The sequence below is a fragment of the Pseudomonas morbosilactucae genome, from assembly GCF_023241715.1.
Lineage (GTDB): Bacteria > Pseudomonadota > Gammaproteobacteria > Pseudomonadales > Pseudomonadaceae > Aquipseudomonas > Aquipseudomonas morbosilactucae.
The window spans coordinates 61,104-77,409 of record NZ_JALQCW010000058.1 but is presented as its reverse complement, the minus strand read 5'-3'; the positions used below and the strand labels follow the sequence as shown (position 1 = coordinate 77,409).

Genomic DNA, 16,306 nt, shown 5'->3' with positions numbered 1-16,306 from the left:
GCCCATGAAACACTGACTCGCGAATAGAAAGCAGGCTAATGGGTCAGAAAAATTTCCGGGGCCCGTAATTGTTGGCCCAAGTGCGCGGTCGTTGGGAGACGTTTGCAGTCAGGCAAAAAATATCTGCGTCGCCGCCGACTTTTTTCTTCGCGGTCGGGGTCAACATCCTTCAAGCATCTTTTTGAATCCTGGGAGTCGTGATCCATGAGCGAGCGTAAGGCACTGTTGATTTTGCATGGCAAGCAGGCCCTCAACGACGACGTGCGCCAGGCCGTGGAAGCCAAGCGCGCGGCGGGCTGGGAGTTGGCGGTGCGCGTGACCTGGGAGGCGGGCGATGCCCGGCGACTGGTCCAGGAAGCCCTGGCCGCGGGCTACTCGCAGCTGATCGCGGGTGGCGGTGACGGTACCTTGCGTGACATTGCCGAGGCCCTGGCCGAGGAGCAAGGTGACGCCAGCCTGGTGCTCTTGCCCTTGGGCACCGCCAACGACTTTGCCCGGGCCGCCGGCGTGTCGCTGGAGCCTGCCGTCGCCCTCGACCTGCTGGATGTACCCGCGCGGGCCATCGACCTCGGCGAAGTCGGCGGCCAGGTGTTCCTGAACATGGCGACGGGTGGGTTCGGCAGCCAGGTCACGGCCAATACTTCGGAGGACTTGAAAAAGGTCCTCGGTGGCGCGGCGTACCTGTTCACCGGGTTGTCGCGTTTCGGCGAACTGCACGCGGCCTCTGCCGAATTGCAGGGGCCGGATTTTCACTGGAGCGGCGAGCTGCTGGCCCTGGGGATCGGCAATGGCCGGCAAGCCGGCGGCGGGCATGTGCTATGCCCCCAGGCCCTGGCGGATGACGGACTGCTGGACGTGAGTATTTTGCCGGCGCCCCAGGAAGTGGTTGGCACCCTGAAAGAGCTGATGACCGATGGTTGGGGGCTGGACAGCATGTTTGTCCGGGCGCGCTTGCCCTGGGTCGAGATCAAGGCATCCCAGGGCTTGTCCATCAACCTCGATGGCGAGCCCCTGGAGGGCAACGACCTGCGTTTTGTCGCTCGGCCCCAGGCGTTGCGCGTGCATTTGCCGGCGGACTCGCCACTGCTGGGCGCCGTGGAGCAGGGTTAGTCGTCGAGGCTGATGATCTGTTCGCGCACGGCAAACAGCACCAGCCCGGCGACGTCATAGATCTGCAGGCGTTTCATGATTTGCGAACGGTGGGTTTCCACGGTCTTGATGCTCAGGCCCAGGCCTTGGGCGATCTCTCGGGTGGATTTGCCGCGCACGATCAGGCGCAGGATTTCCAGCTGGCGCGCCGTCAGGTTGTGCACCAGCGTGGGCTCGGGCTGGTTCTTCTGAGTGCGGGTCAGCGCTTGGTCGATCACCGTGTGGGCGATTGCCGGGCTCAGGTAGCGCTCGCCGTTGCGCAGGGCGTCCAGGGCGTGTTCCAGCTCGGTGGCAGTGGTGTCCTTGAGCAGGTAGCCATGGGCGCCGGACTCCAGGGCTTGCATGATCAGCGCCGGGTCGGTGTGCATCGAGAGGATCAGCACCTTGCTCAGGGGGCGTGCCGCCTTGAGTCGTTGCAGGGCCTCCAGGCCCCCGATGTCCTTCATCGAGATGTCCAGCAGGACGATGTCCGGGCGCAGTTGCTCGACCATCTCCAGCAACTGATTGCCGTCGTTGGCCTCGCCGATCACGGCATAGCCTGGGATATCCGTTACCAGGGCACGTACGCCGGCCCGAATCAGAGAGTGGTCATCCACCAGAAGTAAATTACAGGTCAATGTAGAACCTTATCGGTACTGGCCCGTTCAAGGGCGCGGGGGCTCCAGGGGAAAAGTGCTTCGATCAGTGTGCCTTGCTCAGGCTGGCTGGTGACGCTCAGGGTGCCTCCCAGTTGCGCCACGCGTTCCGCCATCCCGGCCATGCCGCGCTGCCCTTGGGCGCCCGGGTCGGTGGCGGGGGAGAAGCCTTGGCCGTCATCGCTGATCAGCAGCGACAGCCCTTCGGGCAAACGCTGCAGGCGTACCAGCAGGTTCGTCGCCCGGGAATGCCGGAGGATATTGGTCACCGCTTCCTGAGTGATCCTGAAGGCGGCCACGGCCATCTCTTCCGGAATCCCCGCCAGCTGCTGTCGGCACTCCAGGCTCCAGTGCACCGAGGTGTTTTCCAGGGTCTTGAGTAAATGGGCGCGCAAGCTGGCTTCCAGTCCCAGGCTGCTCAGTTGCCGCGGATTGAGGATCGCCGAGACGTCGCGCACTTTGGCCAGGGTTTCGTCGAGGGTGTTGCCCAGGCTCGCACAATGCCCTTGCAGGTCATCGGGCAGGCGGCGCTTGAGCCACTCGTTCTGGAGCTTGGCGGCCGTCAGAAGTTGGCCGATATCGTCGTGCAGTTCACGGCTGAGGCGATGACGTTCGTTTTCCTGGACTTGCAGCAGGCGGTCGGCGAGTTCCTGGGGCTGGAACTTGATCGACTTGCGCCAGTAGTCGTACTGGATCCACAGGCAAGCGAGGGTGGCGATGTTCAACAGCAGCAACGCCAGGGACAGGGGGCGCTCCAGGTAAAAAATCAACAGATTGCCAAGGGTCGAGCACACCCCCAGCAACAGGCAGAGCCAGTGCAGGTTTTTGCGCAGGAGTGGCCAACAGATAACGGACTTGAGGCTGGCGTACATAACGGATGGAGCCAATGAATGTTCGCTGCGGTAAGGCCACCTGGGAAACTGACGGGGCCCTGTTTAAAAACGATACGGTTTTATTAAACGATGTTAATTGACGTTGTTCTAAATGTTTCGAGCATGTTAGGCAGTGATTCAAGAGCCTGAGTCAATGTGCCACTAATTGTGTCGGTTAGTGGCCGGCATACTACCACTCTTGGTTACCCTCGGTCGCGTGTCCGGGCATCGGTATATATGTCCGGCAGGTCAGGATTACGGGCTTTAGGTACGTGAGTGCCAGCTCTTGCTATTACTCCCTAGTGTATTTATTCAGTCACTCTGTTTGATCGGGCTTAACAGCAAAACCGATAAGGCAGCGAAAGATCAAGTATCAGCGCTGACATCCTAGTTAAGGTCATAGTTGCTTATGTCGTTTACAGGCATGGGATGTTGAATCGCGACATATGCAATGGGGTCGCAAGTCAGAGGGTAGTAGCAGGGGGCCGCGCTGCTGTGAGTGGCTTGGCGGCATCAGGTTTCACGGTGGGGATCAGTGATTGGCGTGGGGCATGGGCAGGGCGCCGTGTTCTCCGACGTGTTCAGCCAATGCGGCAATCAGCAGGGCCTGTTCACTGTCATCCATGTGGAGTTGGCCGTCGTGCGGGTCGATCAGTTCCAGTTGCCAGGCCATCAAGGTCAGGCAGCCCTTGATCACCTCAAGTAGCCGCTCATTCAGGTCGATGGACCGCTGGGCCTGATGCAGCAACTTGTGCACATGCCGGGAGAATTCGCAGAGCGGCGCCACGCCATGGTCGGCCGCGGTTTGCGCCAGGTTCGACAGGCTGCCAAGCAAGCACTGTATGGCCTCTTCATCGTTATGGATCAGGTGCAAATGGCTCAGGCAGTCTTCCGAGCGTGCCAACAGGGTTTGCGCTTCGATGAAGAAGGTGGGTTGGGGATGAATGGGCTGCTTGCCGTCCTTGAGCATGCTTATCTCCATGACCTGATGTCCGTTGAAGGGAGAGTGCGTTGGCTGAACGGTTGTAAGGCAGAGCGTGTTGTTGGTTGGCCGATTGAAGGCAGTGCCGAGGTGTTTGCTGTGTGCACGCAGGGCTGCTCGTACCGGTCTTTATGAGGGCTGAAAGGAGTCTTCAGGCCACTGAACAAGTGGCGCAGGCGCACGGGCTCGGCAGCTCGACGAGTCGGGGTCATGCCGTATGAGTAGGCACCGAGCCAAGTTCCTGCGAGAAAAAACAAAAGCCTGACTCCATTCATGCAACTGAGAATGGCGTCACATTAATGGCTATTGGATATCGCGAATATCAGGTTGGACCTGATTGTTACTAGGGGATTCCCTTAGGCGCGGGAACCTAACGGCGAAATAAAGGTCGTGCCGCGAGGGATGGGGTGCGGGGTAGCTGCTGGGCGCAGTAAAGCATGATGTTAATGTGACATCAATGCCTTTACATGGCATTTTGTCTGGGGGTCAAGCTACGGCTTGATCGGCCGATAACTCTATTCAGTGAATTCATCAGAACAAGCCCAGGAGTCATTAATGGCCGGCATTCTCGACACGGTAGATCAACGCACCCAGCTGGTGGGTGAGAATCGCCTGGAAATCCTTATGTTCCGCCTGGCCGGGCGCCAGTTGTTCGCAATCAACGTTTTCAAGGTGCAGGAAGTCCTGCAACTGCCCAAGCTGACCCTGATGCCTCAGCGTCATCCCTTCGTCTGTGGCGTGGTCAACTTGCGCGGCCAGACCCTGCCGGTGATCGACCTGTCCCAGGCCATCGGCATGCGTCCGCTGGTACCGGGCCCCAACAGCACCATCATCGTCACCGAGTACAACCGCTCAGTGCAGGCCTTCCTGGTGGGCGGTGTCGACCGCATCGTCAACATGAACTGGGAAGCCATCATGCCGCCGCCGACCAGCGCCGGGCGCCAGCATTACCTGACGGCCATCAGCAAGGTCGACGACCAGTTGGTGGAAATCATCGACGTCGAGAAAGTCCTGGCCGAGATCGTGCCCTACAACGCCAAGGTTTCCCGCGACAAGCTGGAAGATCCAGTGCTGGAGCGCGCCCGCGGCCGTGAAGTGCTGCTGGTGGACGACTCCAACGTGGCCCTCTCGCAACTGCGCGACACCCTGGGCCAGCTCGGGGTGAAGATGCACATCGCCAGCGACGGTCTCAAGGCCCTGAACATGCTCAAGGCCTGGGCCGACACCGGGGTCGACATGACCGAAAAGCTGCTGATGATCTTCACCGACGCAGAAATGCCGGAGATGGACGGTTACCGCCTGACCACCGAAATCCGCAACGACCCGCGCCTGCGTGGGCTCTATGTGGTGCTGCACACCTCGCTGTCCGGCAGCTTCAACGACTCCATGGTGAAGAAGGTCGGTTGCGACAACTTCCTCTCCAAGTTCCAGCCGGACAAACTGGTGGACGTGGTCCGCCAACGCCTGTTGCTGGATGAAGTCAGCGCCTGACCCTGGCCGGCGGACAGGCGCCCGACCTGTCCGCCTATCTGTGTCTTTTATTCGCCGGTGAGCTCGTATAGGGTGGCGTTTTTTGCCCAACCCAGGGAGCTGCCATGCGTCTGAGCGCGCTGTATCGATACCCCATGAAGTCCGCCCGGGGCGAGTCCCTGCAACAGGTCGCCCTGGACAAGCTGGGCCTGGACGGGGATCGCCGCTGGATGCTGGTGGATGAGGCCAGCGGGCGCTTTCTGACCCAGCGCGCCGAGCCGCGCATGAGCCAGCTGTCGGCCCTGTGGAATGCCCAGGGCGGTCTGACCCTGAGTGCGGCCGGGCGACCCACCCTAGACGTCGATTTGCCCGGTGCCGATGCGCCTTTGCGTGGCGTGACCATCTGGCGCGACACGTTGCGCGTGCCGGATGCCGGCGATGCGGCGGGGGCCTGGGTCAGTGACTTTATCGGCAAGCCTACGCGGTTGGTCCAGGTGCCCCTGGAGCGGGCGCGCACCACCCAGGCCGGTTATGGCAAGGACGATGATCAGGTGGCGTTTGCCGACGGCTTCCCGCTGTTGCTGATCGGTCAGGCGTCCCTTGAAGAGCTGTCCGGTCGAGTCGGGCGCCCCCTGGAGATGCTGCGCTTTCGCCCCAACCTGGTGATCGAAGGCAGTGCTGCCTATGCCGAAGACCAATGGAAGCGGGTGCGTATTGGCGACGTGGAGTTTCGCGTGGTCAAGTCGTGCTCGCGCTGCATCCTCACCACCATCGACCCGCAGACCGGCGAGCGCAGCGCTGACCGGGAGCCCCTGGCAACCCTGCAGAAATACCGGGCCCAGGAAGACGGTGCGATGTTCGGCCAGAACCTGGTGAACGATGGCCTTGGCTTGCTTGAGGTGGGCATGCCGGTGACCGTGCTCGAGTAGCACGGCTGGCCCATGACGAAAAATGCCCGTATCGCAGGATACGGGCATTTTTTTTGGCCGGCGGGAGGAGCCTAAGGCCGACTCAGCCGCGGTACTCGCACAGGTAAGCGGTATCGACTGCGACCTTGAGCTGGAACTTGCTGTTGGCCGGGACGTTGAACTGGCTGCCGGCGGCGAAGGTTTCCCAGTCGCTGCTGTCTGGCAGCTTGACGGTCAGGGCGCCGGAGACCACGTGCATGATTTCCCGCTGTGCGGTGCCGAACTCATATTCGCCCGGAGCCATGACGCCGATGGTAGCCGGACCTTCGGCCGTGCCGAAGGCAATCGACTTGACGGTGCCGTCGAAGTACTCGTTGACTTTAAACATGGGCGATTCCTCGAAAAGGGTCAAAAAGGCTGGCCAGTATGCACAAGGGCTTCAGGTGCGTCACCTGTTGCCCGCAAGGTTCAGCCCGGAAGAATCAGCGGCAGCAGGCGCGCGGTATTTCGCGCATCTTCCAGGGCCCGGTGCTGCTGGCCATTGAAGTGCATACCGGCCAGTTGCAGGGCGCTGATCAGGCCCAGGGGGCGCTCCAGGCGACGGGCCTTGGCAAAGCGCTGTTTCAGGTTCATGTGCGGCAAGGGCTGGAGCAGGCTGGTCAATCGCAGGCGCTGCCATTCCTGGAGCAGTTGCTTGCGGTCGTAATCGCCCCAACTGGCCCAGCCTTCCAGGCGTGCCTGATGGGGGCCGAGCCAGCGCTCGAACAGCGGCCAGACCTCCGTCAGCGGCGCGGCGCTGTCGATATTGGCCTGGGTAATGTGGGTCAGTTCACGGCAGAACGGGGTCAGGGCAGGGCGCCTGAGCGGTCGCACAAAACGCTGGAAATGGTCCAGCTCGCGGCCCTCGCGGTTGACCAGGGTGGCGCCGATTTCGATGATTTCCATCTCCGTCACCGGCCAGCCCCCTTCATCCGTAGTGGCTTCCAGATCTATTACCAGCCAGTGGGGCATCGCAAATTCCAGCCTTGAACATCGTGAAGAGGCTTGAGCGTAGCCAATGCCGGCACGCCCGCCTAGATGCTTATTCCACCTCCAGCAGGATCTGTCGATTTTTTACCTGGTCGCCTTGGCTGACTTGCAGGCGTTTGATCACTCCATCGATGCCGGCCTTGAGCGGGTGCTCCATCTTCATGGCCTCCAGCACCACCAGCAACTGGCCCTTGCTTACCGCTGTGCCTTCGCTGACCAGCACCTCGACAATCGCCCCGTCCATGGGCGCCTTGAGGGTGCCGGAATGGGCGCTGGCCTGGCCGGCCGCCTGGGCCTGGGTCAGGTCTTGCAGGGCCAGGCAGCCGGGCGCGGTGAACAGCCACAGGTGCTCGGCGTCCTGCAGATAGGCATGGCGACGGCGCAGGCCGTCGACTTCCAGGCTGGCCCAGCGACCGTCGGCCTCCCGCAGGACGATAGCCAACACCTGCCCCTCAACCTGAATGTGCAGCGCCCCCGACGGCTGCGGTGTGAGGGCCACGGACCAACTGTTCTCCAGCAGCCCGAGGCGGTAGTGCAAGGGCACGCTGGCCGTGCTGCGCCAACCGGCCAGGGGGCCGGCATGCGCCTGGGCGCTGTGGTGATAGAGCAGGGCAGCGGCAATCGCCAGTTGCTCGGCACTCGGCGTCTGCGGAATCATGCTGGGGTCGTCGGCGAACTGTTCAGCGATAAAGGCAGTGCTGAAGTGGCCACTGACAAACACCGGGTGCTTGAGCAGGTTGGTCAACAACCGCTGATTGCTGGTCACCCCCATCAACACCAAGTCTTCCACGGCCCGCAGCAGTTGGCGGCGAGCGTCTTCGCGGCTGGCGCCATGGGCGATCAGCTTGCCCAGCATCGGGTCGTAGAACGGGCTGATGCGCTGGCCTTCGAGCACGCCATGGTCGATGCGCACCGGGCTGTCCGTCGGCGGTTCCCAGCGCAGCACATGCCCGGTCTGGGGCAGAAAGCCCTGGGCCGGGTCTTCGGCGTACAGTCGCACCTCGATCGCATGACCCCGGAGCTGCACCTGCTCTTGGCGTAACGGCAAGGGCTCGCCGGCCGCCACGAGCAGTTGCCAGGCCACCAGGTCCAGGCCGGTGACGAACTCGGTCACTGGGTGTTCCACTTGCAGCCGGGTGTTCATTTCCAGGAAATAGAAGCGGCCCCGGGCATCCAGCAGGAACTCCACGGTACCGGCACCCACGTAGTTCACCGCGCGTCCGGCCTTCAGAGCGGCCTCGCCCATGGCCTGGCGCAACGCGACGGTCATCACCGGGCAGGGGGCTTCCTCGATGACTTTCTGATGGCGGCGCTGGATCGAGCAGTCCCGCTCCCCAAGGTGGATCAGATTGCCGTGGTGGTCGCCGAACACCTGGACTTCCACGTGCCGCGGTTCGATCAGCGCCTGTTCCAGAATCAGTTCGTCGCTGCCAAAGGCGTGCAGGGCTTCGGAGCGGGCGGTGCGGATCTGCTCCAGCAATTGCTCGGCGTGGTGCACCAGGCGCATGCCGCGGCCGCCGCCGCCGGCACTGGCCTTGATCATCAGCGGGTAGCCGATGCCCTCCGCCTGTTGTTGCAGCGTCGCGTCGTCTTGCTCGGCGCCCTGGTAGCCGGCAATGCAGGGCACCCCGGCGGCCAGCATCGCCACCTTCGACAGGCGCTTGCTGCCCATCAATTCGATGGCCTCGCTGCTGGGGCCGATAAAGGTCAACCCGGCGGCCTGGCAGGCCCTGGCGAACTCGGCGTTCTCCGACAGAAAGCCGTAGCCGGGGTGCAGCGCATCGGCTCCGCTGCGCCGGGCAGCGTCGAGCAGGGCGGTGGGGTTCAGGTACGACTGCTGCACCGCCGAGGCGCCGATGTGCACGGCTTCGTCGGCCATGCGCACGTGCCGGGCATCGGCGTCGGCATCGCTGTACACCGCCACGGTGCGATAGCCCAGGGCCTGGGCCGTGCGCTGGATGCGGCAGGCGATTTCACCGCGGTTGGCGATGAGGATCTTGCTGAAGGCGGGCATGGCAGGCTCCCTGGAATCCATGGGGTTCGAACGGGTTTCAATATGGCGCAGGCGTCGCTGACTGAGCGCTGGCGGGCGTCAACTGGCCCACGCCGGTGGGCGTTTTTGCGCGAACGCCAGGGTGCCCTCGGCGCCTTCCTCACCGGTCAGCGCCTGGCTGAACGCTTCGGCAGCCTGATCCAGCAAGCCCGGCGCCAACGCTGGCGCACTGGCCAACAGCAACGCCTTGGTCGCCGCATTGGCCCCGGGTGCACAACGCAGCACCTGGTCCAGCACCTGGTCCAGGCGTTCGGCCAGGGCCTGTGGGTCGCGCTCGACAAAATGCACCAGCCCCAGGCGCTCGGCCTCGACCCCGTCGAAGCGTGCCGCCGTCAGCGCCAGGCGCCGGGCCTGGGTCAGGCCGATGCGCTGCACGACAAAGGGCGCGATCTGCGCCGGCAGCAGGCCCAGGCTGGTTTCCGGCAAGCCGAACTGGGCCTGATGATCGGCCAGGGCAATGTCGCTGACGCAGGCCAGGCCAAAGCCGCCTCCCAATACCGCGCCTTGCAGCACGCAGATCAGCACTTGCGGGCTGTGCTGGGCCTCTTCCAGCAAGCGGCCAAAGGCCCGGTTCAACTCGCGGTAGGCCTCGGCGCCCTGGGCCCGGGCCTCGACCATGTCCTTGAGGTCGGCACCGGAGCAGAAGTGGCCGCCCGCGCCGCTCAGCACCAGGGCCCGCACGCGACGTTCCCCGCGCACTGCCGCCAGTACCGCGCGCAATTCGCTGACCATCTGCAGGCTCATGGCATTGCGGGTGTGTGGGCGATTGAGGGTGATATGCAGGACCCCGCCATGGGGCTCCAGCAACAGGGTCTGGCAAGTGGGCAGGGCGTTCATTTTTTCTTCCCCGGCAGGATGCCCATGAGCTTGCAGATGATGCCCAGCATGATCTCGTCGGCACCGCCGCCGATCGACACCAGGCGCACGTCGCGGTAGGCCCGGGCCACCGGGTTGTCCCACATGAAGCCCATGCCGCCCCAGTACTGCAGGCAACTGTCGCTGACCTCGCGGCCCAGGCGCCCGGCCTTGAGCTTGGCCATGGAGGCCAGGCGGGTCACGTCCTGGCCGCGCACATACTGTTCGGTGGCTTGATAGACCAGGGCCCGCAGGCATTCGATTTCGGTTTGCAGTTCGGCCAGGCGGAAGTGGATCACCTGGTTGTCGATCAGCGGGCTGCCGAAGGTCTGGCGCTCCTTGCAGTAGTCGATGGTGCTGTTCACGCAGTACTCCAGGCCCTTGAGCATATTGGCCGCGCCGAACAGCCGTTCCTCCTGGAACTGCAGCATCTGCATCATGAACCCCGCGCCTTCGTGGCCGATGCGGTTGCGCTGGGGCACCCGCACGTTGTCGAAGAACACCTGGGCGGTTTCCGAACTGCGCATGCCCAGCTTGTCCAGGTGCGAACTGAGGCTGATCCCCGGGGTGTTCATCGGCACCATGATCAGCGACTTGTTGATATGGGGCTTGTCGTCCGAGGTGTTGGCCAACAGGCAGATGAAATCGGCGCTGGGGGAGTTGGTGATCCACATCTTGCTGCCGTTGATCACGTAGTCGTCGCCGTCCTTGCGGGCATGGGTCTTGAGCCCGGCCACATCGGAACCGGCGCCCACTTCCGAGACGCCGATGCAGCCCACTTGTTCGCCGCTGATGGCCGGGCGCAGGAACTCGTCGCGCAACGCGTCGGAGCCAAAGCGCGCCAGGGCCGGGGTGCACATGTCGGTCTGCACGCCGATGGACATCGGGATGCCGCCGCAATGGATGGTGCCGAACTCTTCTGCGGCGACGATGGAGTAGCTGTAGTCCAGGCCCATGCCGCCGAATTTCTCCGGCTTGGAAATGCCCAGCAGCCCCAGCTCCCCGGCCTTGCGGAAAACCTCGTGGATGGGAAAGCGCCCGGCCTTTTCCCATTCATCCACATGGGGGTTGATCTCGCGGTCGACGAACTGGCGCACGGTGCGCCGCAGTGCTTCATGTTCCTGGGTAAAGATCATTTTTATGCTGCTCCTGATCGCGATGGGCGCCCGGGTTAAAAGCGTGGCACACCGAAGCTGTTGGGCATCAATTGACGCAGTTCGGCTTCGTGGCAGATATCCAGCAGGTAGCCCAACAGGGTACGGGTCTGCCGGGGGTCGATCAGCCCGTCATCCCACAGGTTGGCGCTGGCGTACAAAGCCGTGGACTGGCTGTCGAGCTTCTGCGCGGTGACCTGTTCGAGCATGTCGAGCATTTTCGGGTCGGCCACCAGGCCGTCCTTGGCGTGCTTGGCCTCGGTGACGATGCGCAGCACCTTGCCGGCCTGGGCGCCGCCCATCACCGCGGTGCGGCTGTTGGGCCAGGCGAAGATAAAGCGTGGGTCCAGGCCGCGGCCGCACATTGCATAGTTGCCGGCACCGTAGGAGCCGCCGACGACGATGGTCAGCTTGGCCACTCGGGCATTGGCCACGGCCTGGATCAGCTTGGAGCCGTGCTTGATCACCCCTTGCTGTTCCGACTCGGTGCCGACCATGAAACCGGTGGTGTTGTGGAAGAACAGCAACGGCGTGCGGCTCTGATCGCACAACTGGATAAACTGCGCCGCCTTGATTGCACCCTGGGGCGTGATCGGGCCGTTGTTGCCGATAAAACCGCACGGCCTGCCCTGGATCTGCAGATGACCGCAGAGGGTCTGCGAGTCGAACTCGCCCTTGAACTCCAGGAACTGCGAGCCGTCGGCCAGGCGGGCAATGATCTCGCGAGCGTCGTAGGGTTTCTTCGCGTCGTCGGGGATCAGGCCCAGCAGTTCGTCGATGGGGTACAGCGGTTCGCGATAGGTGATCGGTGCCTGCTGGGGCAATTGGGCGTTCCACGGCAGCAGGCTGAGGATCTCGCGCACGATGCGCACACCGTCGGCGTCGTTTTCCGCCAGGTACTCCGCGGTGCCGGCCACTTGCGCGTGCATCTCGGCGCCACCCAGTTCTTCATCGGTGGCCACTTCGCCGGTGGCGGCCTTGAGCAGCGGCGGCCCGGCGAGAAACAGCTTGGCCTTGCCGCGCACCACCACTACATAATCCGATAGCCCCGGCTGGTAGGCGCCGCCGGCGGTGGCCGAGCCGTGCACCACGGTGATCTGCGGCAGGCCCATGGCCGACATGCGCGCCTGGTTGGCAAAGCTGCGGGCGCCTTCGACAAAAATCTCCGCCGCATAGTTGAGGTTGGCGCCGCCGCTTTCCGCCAGGGTCACCACCGGCAGTTTGTTTTCCACGGCGATCTGTTGCAGGCGCAGGGACTTTTTCAGGCCACTGGGAGAGATGGTCCCGCCCTTGATCGCGCTGTTGTTGGCCACCACCAGCACCCGTACCCCTGACACATAACCGATGCCGGCAATCAGCCCGCCACCGGCCTGGCTGCCGTCTTTGTCGTCATGCAGTTTGTAGCCGGCCAGGCTGGCCAGTTCGAGAAACGGCGCGCCGGGGTCCAGCAGCAGATTGAGGCGCTCCCGGGGCAGCAGTTGGCCGCGTTTCTCGAACTTGGCCTTGGCTTCGGCGGCCTTGTGCAGCAGGTTTTCTTCCAGCTGGCGGATGTGATCGAGGCAGGCCAGCATCGCTGCCCGGTTCTGGGCGAACTGCGGGCTGTGGGGGTCAAGTTGGGAGGTGATCACCGGCATGGCTTACTCCTTGTCCTTGAGGACGTCCGGCAGGTAGGCACGGTGGAAGCCGTTGTAGGACTCGCTGTTGCGGGCCTTGTACAGCGGCCAGGCGCGGCTGCCCAGGCTGGCGGCGCCGTCGATGCGCAAGGTGCTGCCGCTGATAAAGGCCGCCGCCGGGCTCAGCAGGAAAACAATTGCCGCGCTGACCTCCGATTCGGTGCCGATGCGCTTGAGGGGCACATGCTCGCGCAAGGTCGGGATCACCGCCTTGAACGCGCCTTCGTAGGTGTCCATGCCGCTGGACGCAATCCAGCCCGGCGCCACCGCATTGACCCGCACCCCGGCGTGCCCCCATTCGACTGCCGCGGTCTTGGTGAAGTTGTCCATACCGGCACGCGCCGCACCGGAGTGGCCCATGCCCGGCATGCCGCCCCACATGTCGGCCAGCATGTTGACGATGCTGCCGCCGTGTTGGCTCATGGATTGGTTGAAGACTTCCCGGGCCATGAGGAAACCACCCACCAGGTTGGTGCGCAGCACGGTCTCGAAGCCTTTCTGATTGATCGATGCCAGGGGTGCCGGATATTGGCCACCGGCGTTATTGACCAGGCCGTGAATCGGCCCGTGTTCGGCGATCAGTTGCGTTACCAGGGCCTTGACCGCCTCTTCATCACGAATGTCGCAGGCGTGCCAGGCCGCCTGACCGCCGTCGGCGCTGATCTCGGCGGCGACCTTTTGCAGTTTTTCCGCCTTGCGCCCCACCAGCAGCACCCGAGCGCCGAGGGCTGCCAGCTCATGGGCGGTGCAGCGGCCGATACCGCTGCCGCCACCGGTGACGATCAGGGTTTGAGCGGCGAACAGGTCGCGGCGAAAAATCGAGTCATAGACCACGGCAAGCCTCCTCTAGTTGACGGCGTCGGCGATGCTTTGCGGCACCGGGATGGGGATTTCCAGCAATTGCTGGGCGAAGGCCTTGCCTTGTGGGTCGATGCGCAGGCTGGCCACGCCGCCACCGCCCAGGGCGTTTTCCAGCAGGAAATTCAGGCTGTGGGTGCCGGGCAGGTACCAGCGCGTGACCCGGCCGTGGACCGGGTCGAGCACGTGGCTCATCCAGTCCATCAGCACCTCCGGGGTCAGGGCTTCGGCGATCCATGGCAGGTATTCGGCGGCGCGAGGCAGCACGCCGATATTGCTGTGGTTGCCCTTGTCGCCTGAGCGCGCCACCGCCAGCTTGACCAACGCCACCTGTGTGTCGGCCCGGCCTCTGGGTGTCGGTGGCAGCGGTGGCGTGGGCAGGGTGCTGCTGCCGGGAGAGGTGCTTTGCGGCAGGGGGCAGGGGTGGCGCTGGCCATTGATGTCGAGGCTCAGCAGGCAGGCGCTTTTATCCAGCAAAAAGGAAAACAGGCGAATCAGCGGGTACACCGTCGGCCGCCCGCCGACAATCCCGGTCAGCCCCGGGGCCATGCCGGTTGCGGCTTGGGCGATCTCCCGGGAGAACAGAATCAGCGCCTGCTTGCTGGGGTGGCGCACCGCCAGTTTGATCACCACTTCGCGGCTGTCCTGGCGCTGGCCGTGGGGGCCGTACGTGGCCTCGCTGCCCAGCAATTCGATGTTGACTTCGGTGTAGGGTGCCCAGCCGCGCTGGCTGAACATCTCGCTGGTCTTGTCGATGATCGCCTGGCTGACCCGGCGGGCCTTGGCCACGGCATCGATGCCGGCGATCAGGCAACTGGCGGTGCAACGGAACCCGTCGAGGTAGGTGGCGCTGACCTTGTACTGCGCCGTCGGCGGCAAGCCCCTGGCACCCTGGACCTGCACCCGGTCCGGGCCTTGTTGTTGCAGCTGCACCTGGCTGAAATCGCAGATCACATCGGGCAACTGATAGGCCTGGGGATCGCCAATCTCATACAGCAGTTGTTCACCCACGGTCAGCGGCGTCACCAGGCCGCCGGTGCCTTCGACCTTGCTGACGACGAACTGGCCGTCGGCGCTGACTTCAACGATGGGGAAACCGATGTGTTCGTAGTCCGGCACGGCGCGCCAGTCGGTGAAGTTGCCACCGGTGCATTGGGCGCCGCATTCGATGATGTGCCCGGCGAGGGCGGCCTGGGCCAGTTTGTCGTGGTCTTGCCAGCACCAGCCGAACTCGTGCACCAGGGCGCCGCTGACCACGGCGCTGTCCACCACCCGCCCGGTGATGACGATGTCCGCCCCCAGGCGCAGCGCTTCGACAATCCCCGGTGCCCCCAGGTAGGCGTTGCTGGAGACGCACATCGACGGCAGGGGCGCGCCGCTGAACATTTCCCTGACGCCGGCCTGGCTCAGTTGCGGCAGTTGCGGTTGCACGTCGTCCCCCAGCAGCACCGCGATCTTCAAGGTGATACCGGCGCGGTCGCAGGCCGCTTGCAGGGCGGCGGCACAGGCCAGGGGGTTGACCCCGCCGGCGTTGCTGATGACCCGTATGCGCTGCTCGGCGATGGAGCCCAGCAGGGGCGCCAGCACTTCGATGAAATCCGTGGCGTAACCGGCGCCCGGGTCCTTCATGCGGGCCCCGGCCATGATCGACAGGGTGATCTCGGCGAGGTAGTCGAACACCAGGTAATCCAGGTGGCCACCGTTTACCAGTTGTGCGGCGGCGCTGGAGGTGTCGCCCCAGAAGGCGCTGGCGCAGCCGATGCGTAGAGTCTTGGTCATGGCAGGGCTCTCGGAAAAACAACTGTGGCGAGACTACCAAGCAAGCGCTTGGTTTGTAAACGAGCAAACTATCTTCGACCCGAGCGCTTGCTTGGTCGTCCCCAGCGGCTTAAATTGCGCGCGCCGGCCGCCTGTTTTCAGGGGCTTTGCCGCACTATTGATTGATTGATTGAGTGAATGTAGGAGAACAGCCGTGGACGAGCAAAAAGCCTTGCAGGTAGTCAGCGAGCTGATCGCCAACGGACAACTGACCGATCCGGACAGCGCCCGCGGCAAATTGCTGCAAACCGCCGCCCACCTGTTTCGCAACAAGGGCTATGAACGCACCACGGTGCGCGACCTGGCGAGCGCGGTGGGGATTCAGTCGGGCAGCATCTTCCATCACTTCAAAAGCAAGGACGACATCCTGCGGGCGGTGATGCAGGAAACCATCCTCTACAACACGGCCCTGATGCGCGCCGACCTGGCCGAGGCCGGCAGCGTGCGTGAACGGGTGCTGGCGCTGATTCGCTGCGAGCTGCAATCGATCATGGGCGGCAGTGGCGAGGCCATGGCGGTGCTAGTCTACGAATGGCGCTCGCTGTCGCCGGAAGGGCAGGCCGCCGTGCTGGCGCTGCGGGATATCTATGAGCAGATCTGGCTGCAGGTGCTGGGCGAAGCCAAGGACGCAGGGTTTATCAAGGGTGATGTGTTTATCACGCGGCGCTTCCTGACTGGCGCCCTGTCCTGGACCACCACCTGGTTTCGCCCCCAAGGCAGCCTGACGCTTGAGCAGTTGGCCGATGAAGCCTTGACCCTGGTGCTCAAGCAAGGCTGAGGCCGCCCGCGTCAGGCAAAGTGCCAACGCACTAATTCTTCAGCATAAAGTTGTCGAAGTGGACGAAAACGC

At 63.6% G+C, this 16,306-nt stretch carries 15 protein-coding genes; 4 read left to right on the top strand and 11 right to left on the bottom strand.

Annotated features, from left to right (window positions below; all coding sequences use genetic code 11):
* Nucleotides 1-204: 204 nt before the first annotated feature.
* On the top strand, nt 205-1,110 hold the full coding sequence (gene yegS / locus M1B34_RS20970; RefSeq protein WP_268266134.1) for a lipid kinase YegS: 906 nt from the start codon (nt 205-207) through the stop codon (nt 1,108-1,110).
* On the opposite strand, the gene M1B34_RS20965 is transcribed toward yegS, so the two are convergent.
* The 3 genes from M1B34_RS20965 to M1B34_RS20955 all read right to left on the bottom strand — a co-directional run bounded on the left by M1B34_RS20965 (nt 1,107) and on the right by M1B34_RS20955 (nt 3,638).
* Nucleotides 1,107-1,766, bottom strand: a complete 660-nt coding sequence (locus M1B34_RS20965) for a response regulator (protein ID WP_268266133.1) — start codon at nt 1,764-1,766, stop codon at nt 1,107-1,109. The genes yegS and M1B34_RS20965 overlap by 4 nt on opposite strands.
* Nucleotides 1,763-2,656 carry a sensor histidine kinase gene (locus tag M1B34_RS20960; RefSeq protein ID WP_268266148.1) on the bottom strand — a complete coding sequence of 298 codons (894 nt, stop codon included), beginning with the start codon at nt 2,654-2,656 and terminating at the stop codon, nt 1,763-1,765. Before M1B34_RS20960 ends, M1B34_RS20965 begins: the two co-directional genes overlap by 4 nt.
* Nucleotides 2,657-3,188: 532 nt before the next feature.
* Nucleotides 3,189-3,638 (bottom strand): hypothetical protein, encoded by a 450-nt coding sequence (locus M1B34_RS20955; protein ID WP_268261565.1) that lies wholly within the window; start codon nt 3,636-3,638, stop codon nt 3,189-3,191.
* 555 nt (nt 3,639-4,193) lie between these two features.
* On the opposite strand from M1B34_RS20955, the gene M1B34_RS20950 reads away from it, so the two are divergent.
* Nucleotides 4,194-5,129, top strand: coding sequence for a chemotaxis protein CheV (locus M1B34_RS20950; protein WP_123328185.1), 936 nt, complete (start codon nt 4,194-4,196; stop codon nt 5,127-5,129).
* A 104-nt stretch (nt 5,130-5,233) separates the two neighbouring features.
* The gene (locus M1B34_RS20945) at nt 5,234-6,037 is read left to right on the top strand and encodes an MOSC domain-containing protein (RefSeq protein WP_268266132.1); all 804 of its coding nucleotides are present in this window, start codon (nt 5,234-5,236) and stop codon (nt 6,035-6,037) included.
* Between the two features lie 82 nt (nt 6,038-6,119).
* Here the strand turns inward: M1B34_RS20945 and ppnP are convergent, their stop codons facing one another.
* From ppnP to M1B34_RS20905, 8 genes are all read right to left on the bottom strand, one after another.
* A complete protein-coding gene (gene ppnP / locus M1B34_RS20940) occupies nt 6,120-6,404 on the bottom strand; it encodes a pyrimidine/purine nucleoside phosphorylase (protein ID WP_003226701.1) in 285 nt (94 codons plus the stop codon).
* Nucleotides 6,405-6,484: 80 nt separating this feature from the next.
* Nucleotides 6,485-7,027, bottom strand: a complete 543-nt coding sequence (locus M1B34_RS20935) for a 3'-5' exonuclease (protein ID WP_268261563.1) — start codon at nt 7,025-7,027, stop codon at nt 6,485-6,487.
* Between the two features lie 70 nt (nt 7,028-7,097).
* On the bottom strand, nt 7,098-9,059 hold the full coding sequence (locus M1B34_RS20930) for an acetyl/propionyl/methylcrotonyl-CoA carboxylase subunit alpha (protein ID WP_268266131.1): 1,962 nt from the start codon (nt 9,057-9,059) through the stop codon (nt 7,098-7,100).
* Nucleotides 9,060-9,137: 78 nt separating this feature from the next.
* Nucleotides 9,138-9,935 carry an enoyl-CoA hydratase/isomerase family protein gene (locus M1B34_RS20925; protein ID WP_268266130.1) on the bottom strand — a complete coding sequence of 266 codons (798 nt, stop codon included), beginning with the start codon at nt 9,933-9,935 and terminating at the stop codon, nt 9,138-9,140.
* Nucleotides 9,932-11,089, bottom strand: a complete 1,158-nt coding sequence (atuD, locus tag M1B34_RS20920) for a citronellyl-CoA dehydrogenase (protein WP_123328180.1) — start codon at nt 11,087-11,089, stop codon at nt 9,932-9,934. Before atuD ends, M1B34_RS20925 begins: the two co-directional genes overlap by 4 nt.
* Before the next feature lie 35 nt (nt 11,090-11,124).
* Complete coding sequence (gene atuC, locus M1B34_RS20915; protein ID WP_268266129.1) at nt 11,125-12,741, bottom strand: geranyl-CoA carboxylase subunit beta; 1,617 nt, start codon at nt 12,739-12,741, stop codon at nt 11,125-11,127.
* A gap of 3 nt (nt 12,742-12,744) precedes the next feature.
* Nucleotides 12,745-13,614 (bottom strand): SDR family oxidoreductase, encoded by an 870-nt coding sequence (locus M1B34_RS20910; protein ID WP_268266128.1) that lies wholly within the window; start codon nt 13,612-13,614, stop codon nt 12,745-12,747.
* 12 nt (nt 13,615-13,626) lie between these two features.
* The gene (locus tag M1B34_RS20905) at nt 13,627-15,417 is read right to left on the bottom strand and encodes an acyclic terpene utilization AtuA family protein (protein ID WP_268266127.1); all 1,791 of its coding nucleotides are present in this window, start codon (nt 15,415-15,417) and stop codon (nt 13,627-13,629) included.
* Nucleotides 15,418-15,610: 193 nt separating this feature from the next.
* On the opposite strand from M1B34_RS20905, the gene M1B34_RS20900 reads away from it, so the two are divergent.
* Nucleotides 15,611-16,234, top strand: coding sequence for a TetR/AcrR family transcriptional regulator (locus tag M1B34_RS20900; protein ID WP_268266126.1), 624 nt, complete (start codon nt 15,611-15,613; stop codon nt 16,232-16,234).
* Nucleotides 16,235-16,306 lie beyond the last annotated feature (72 nt).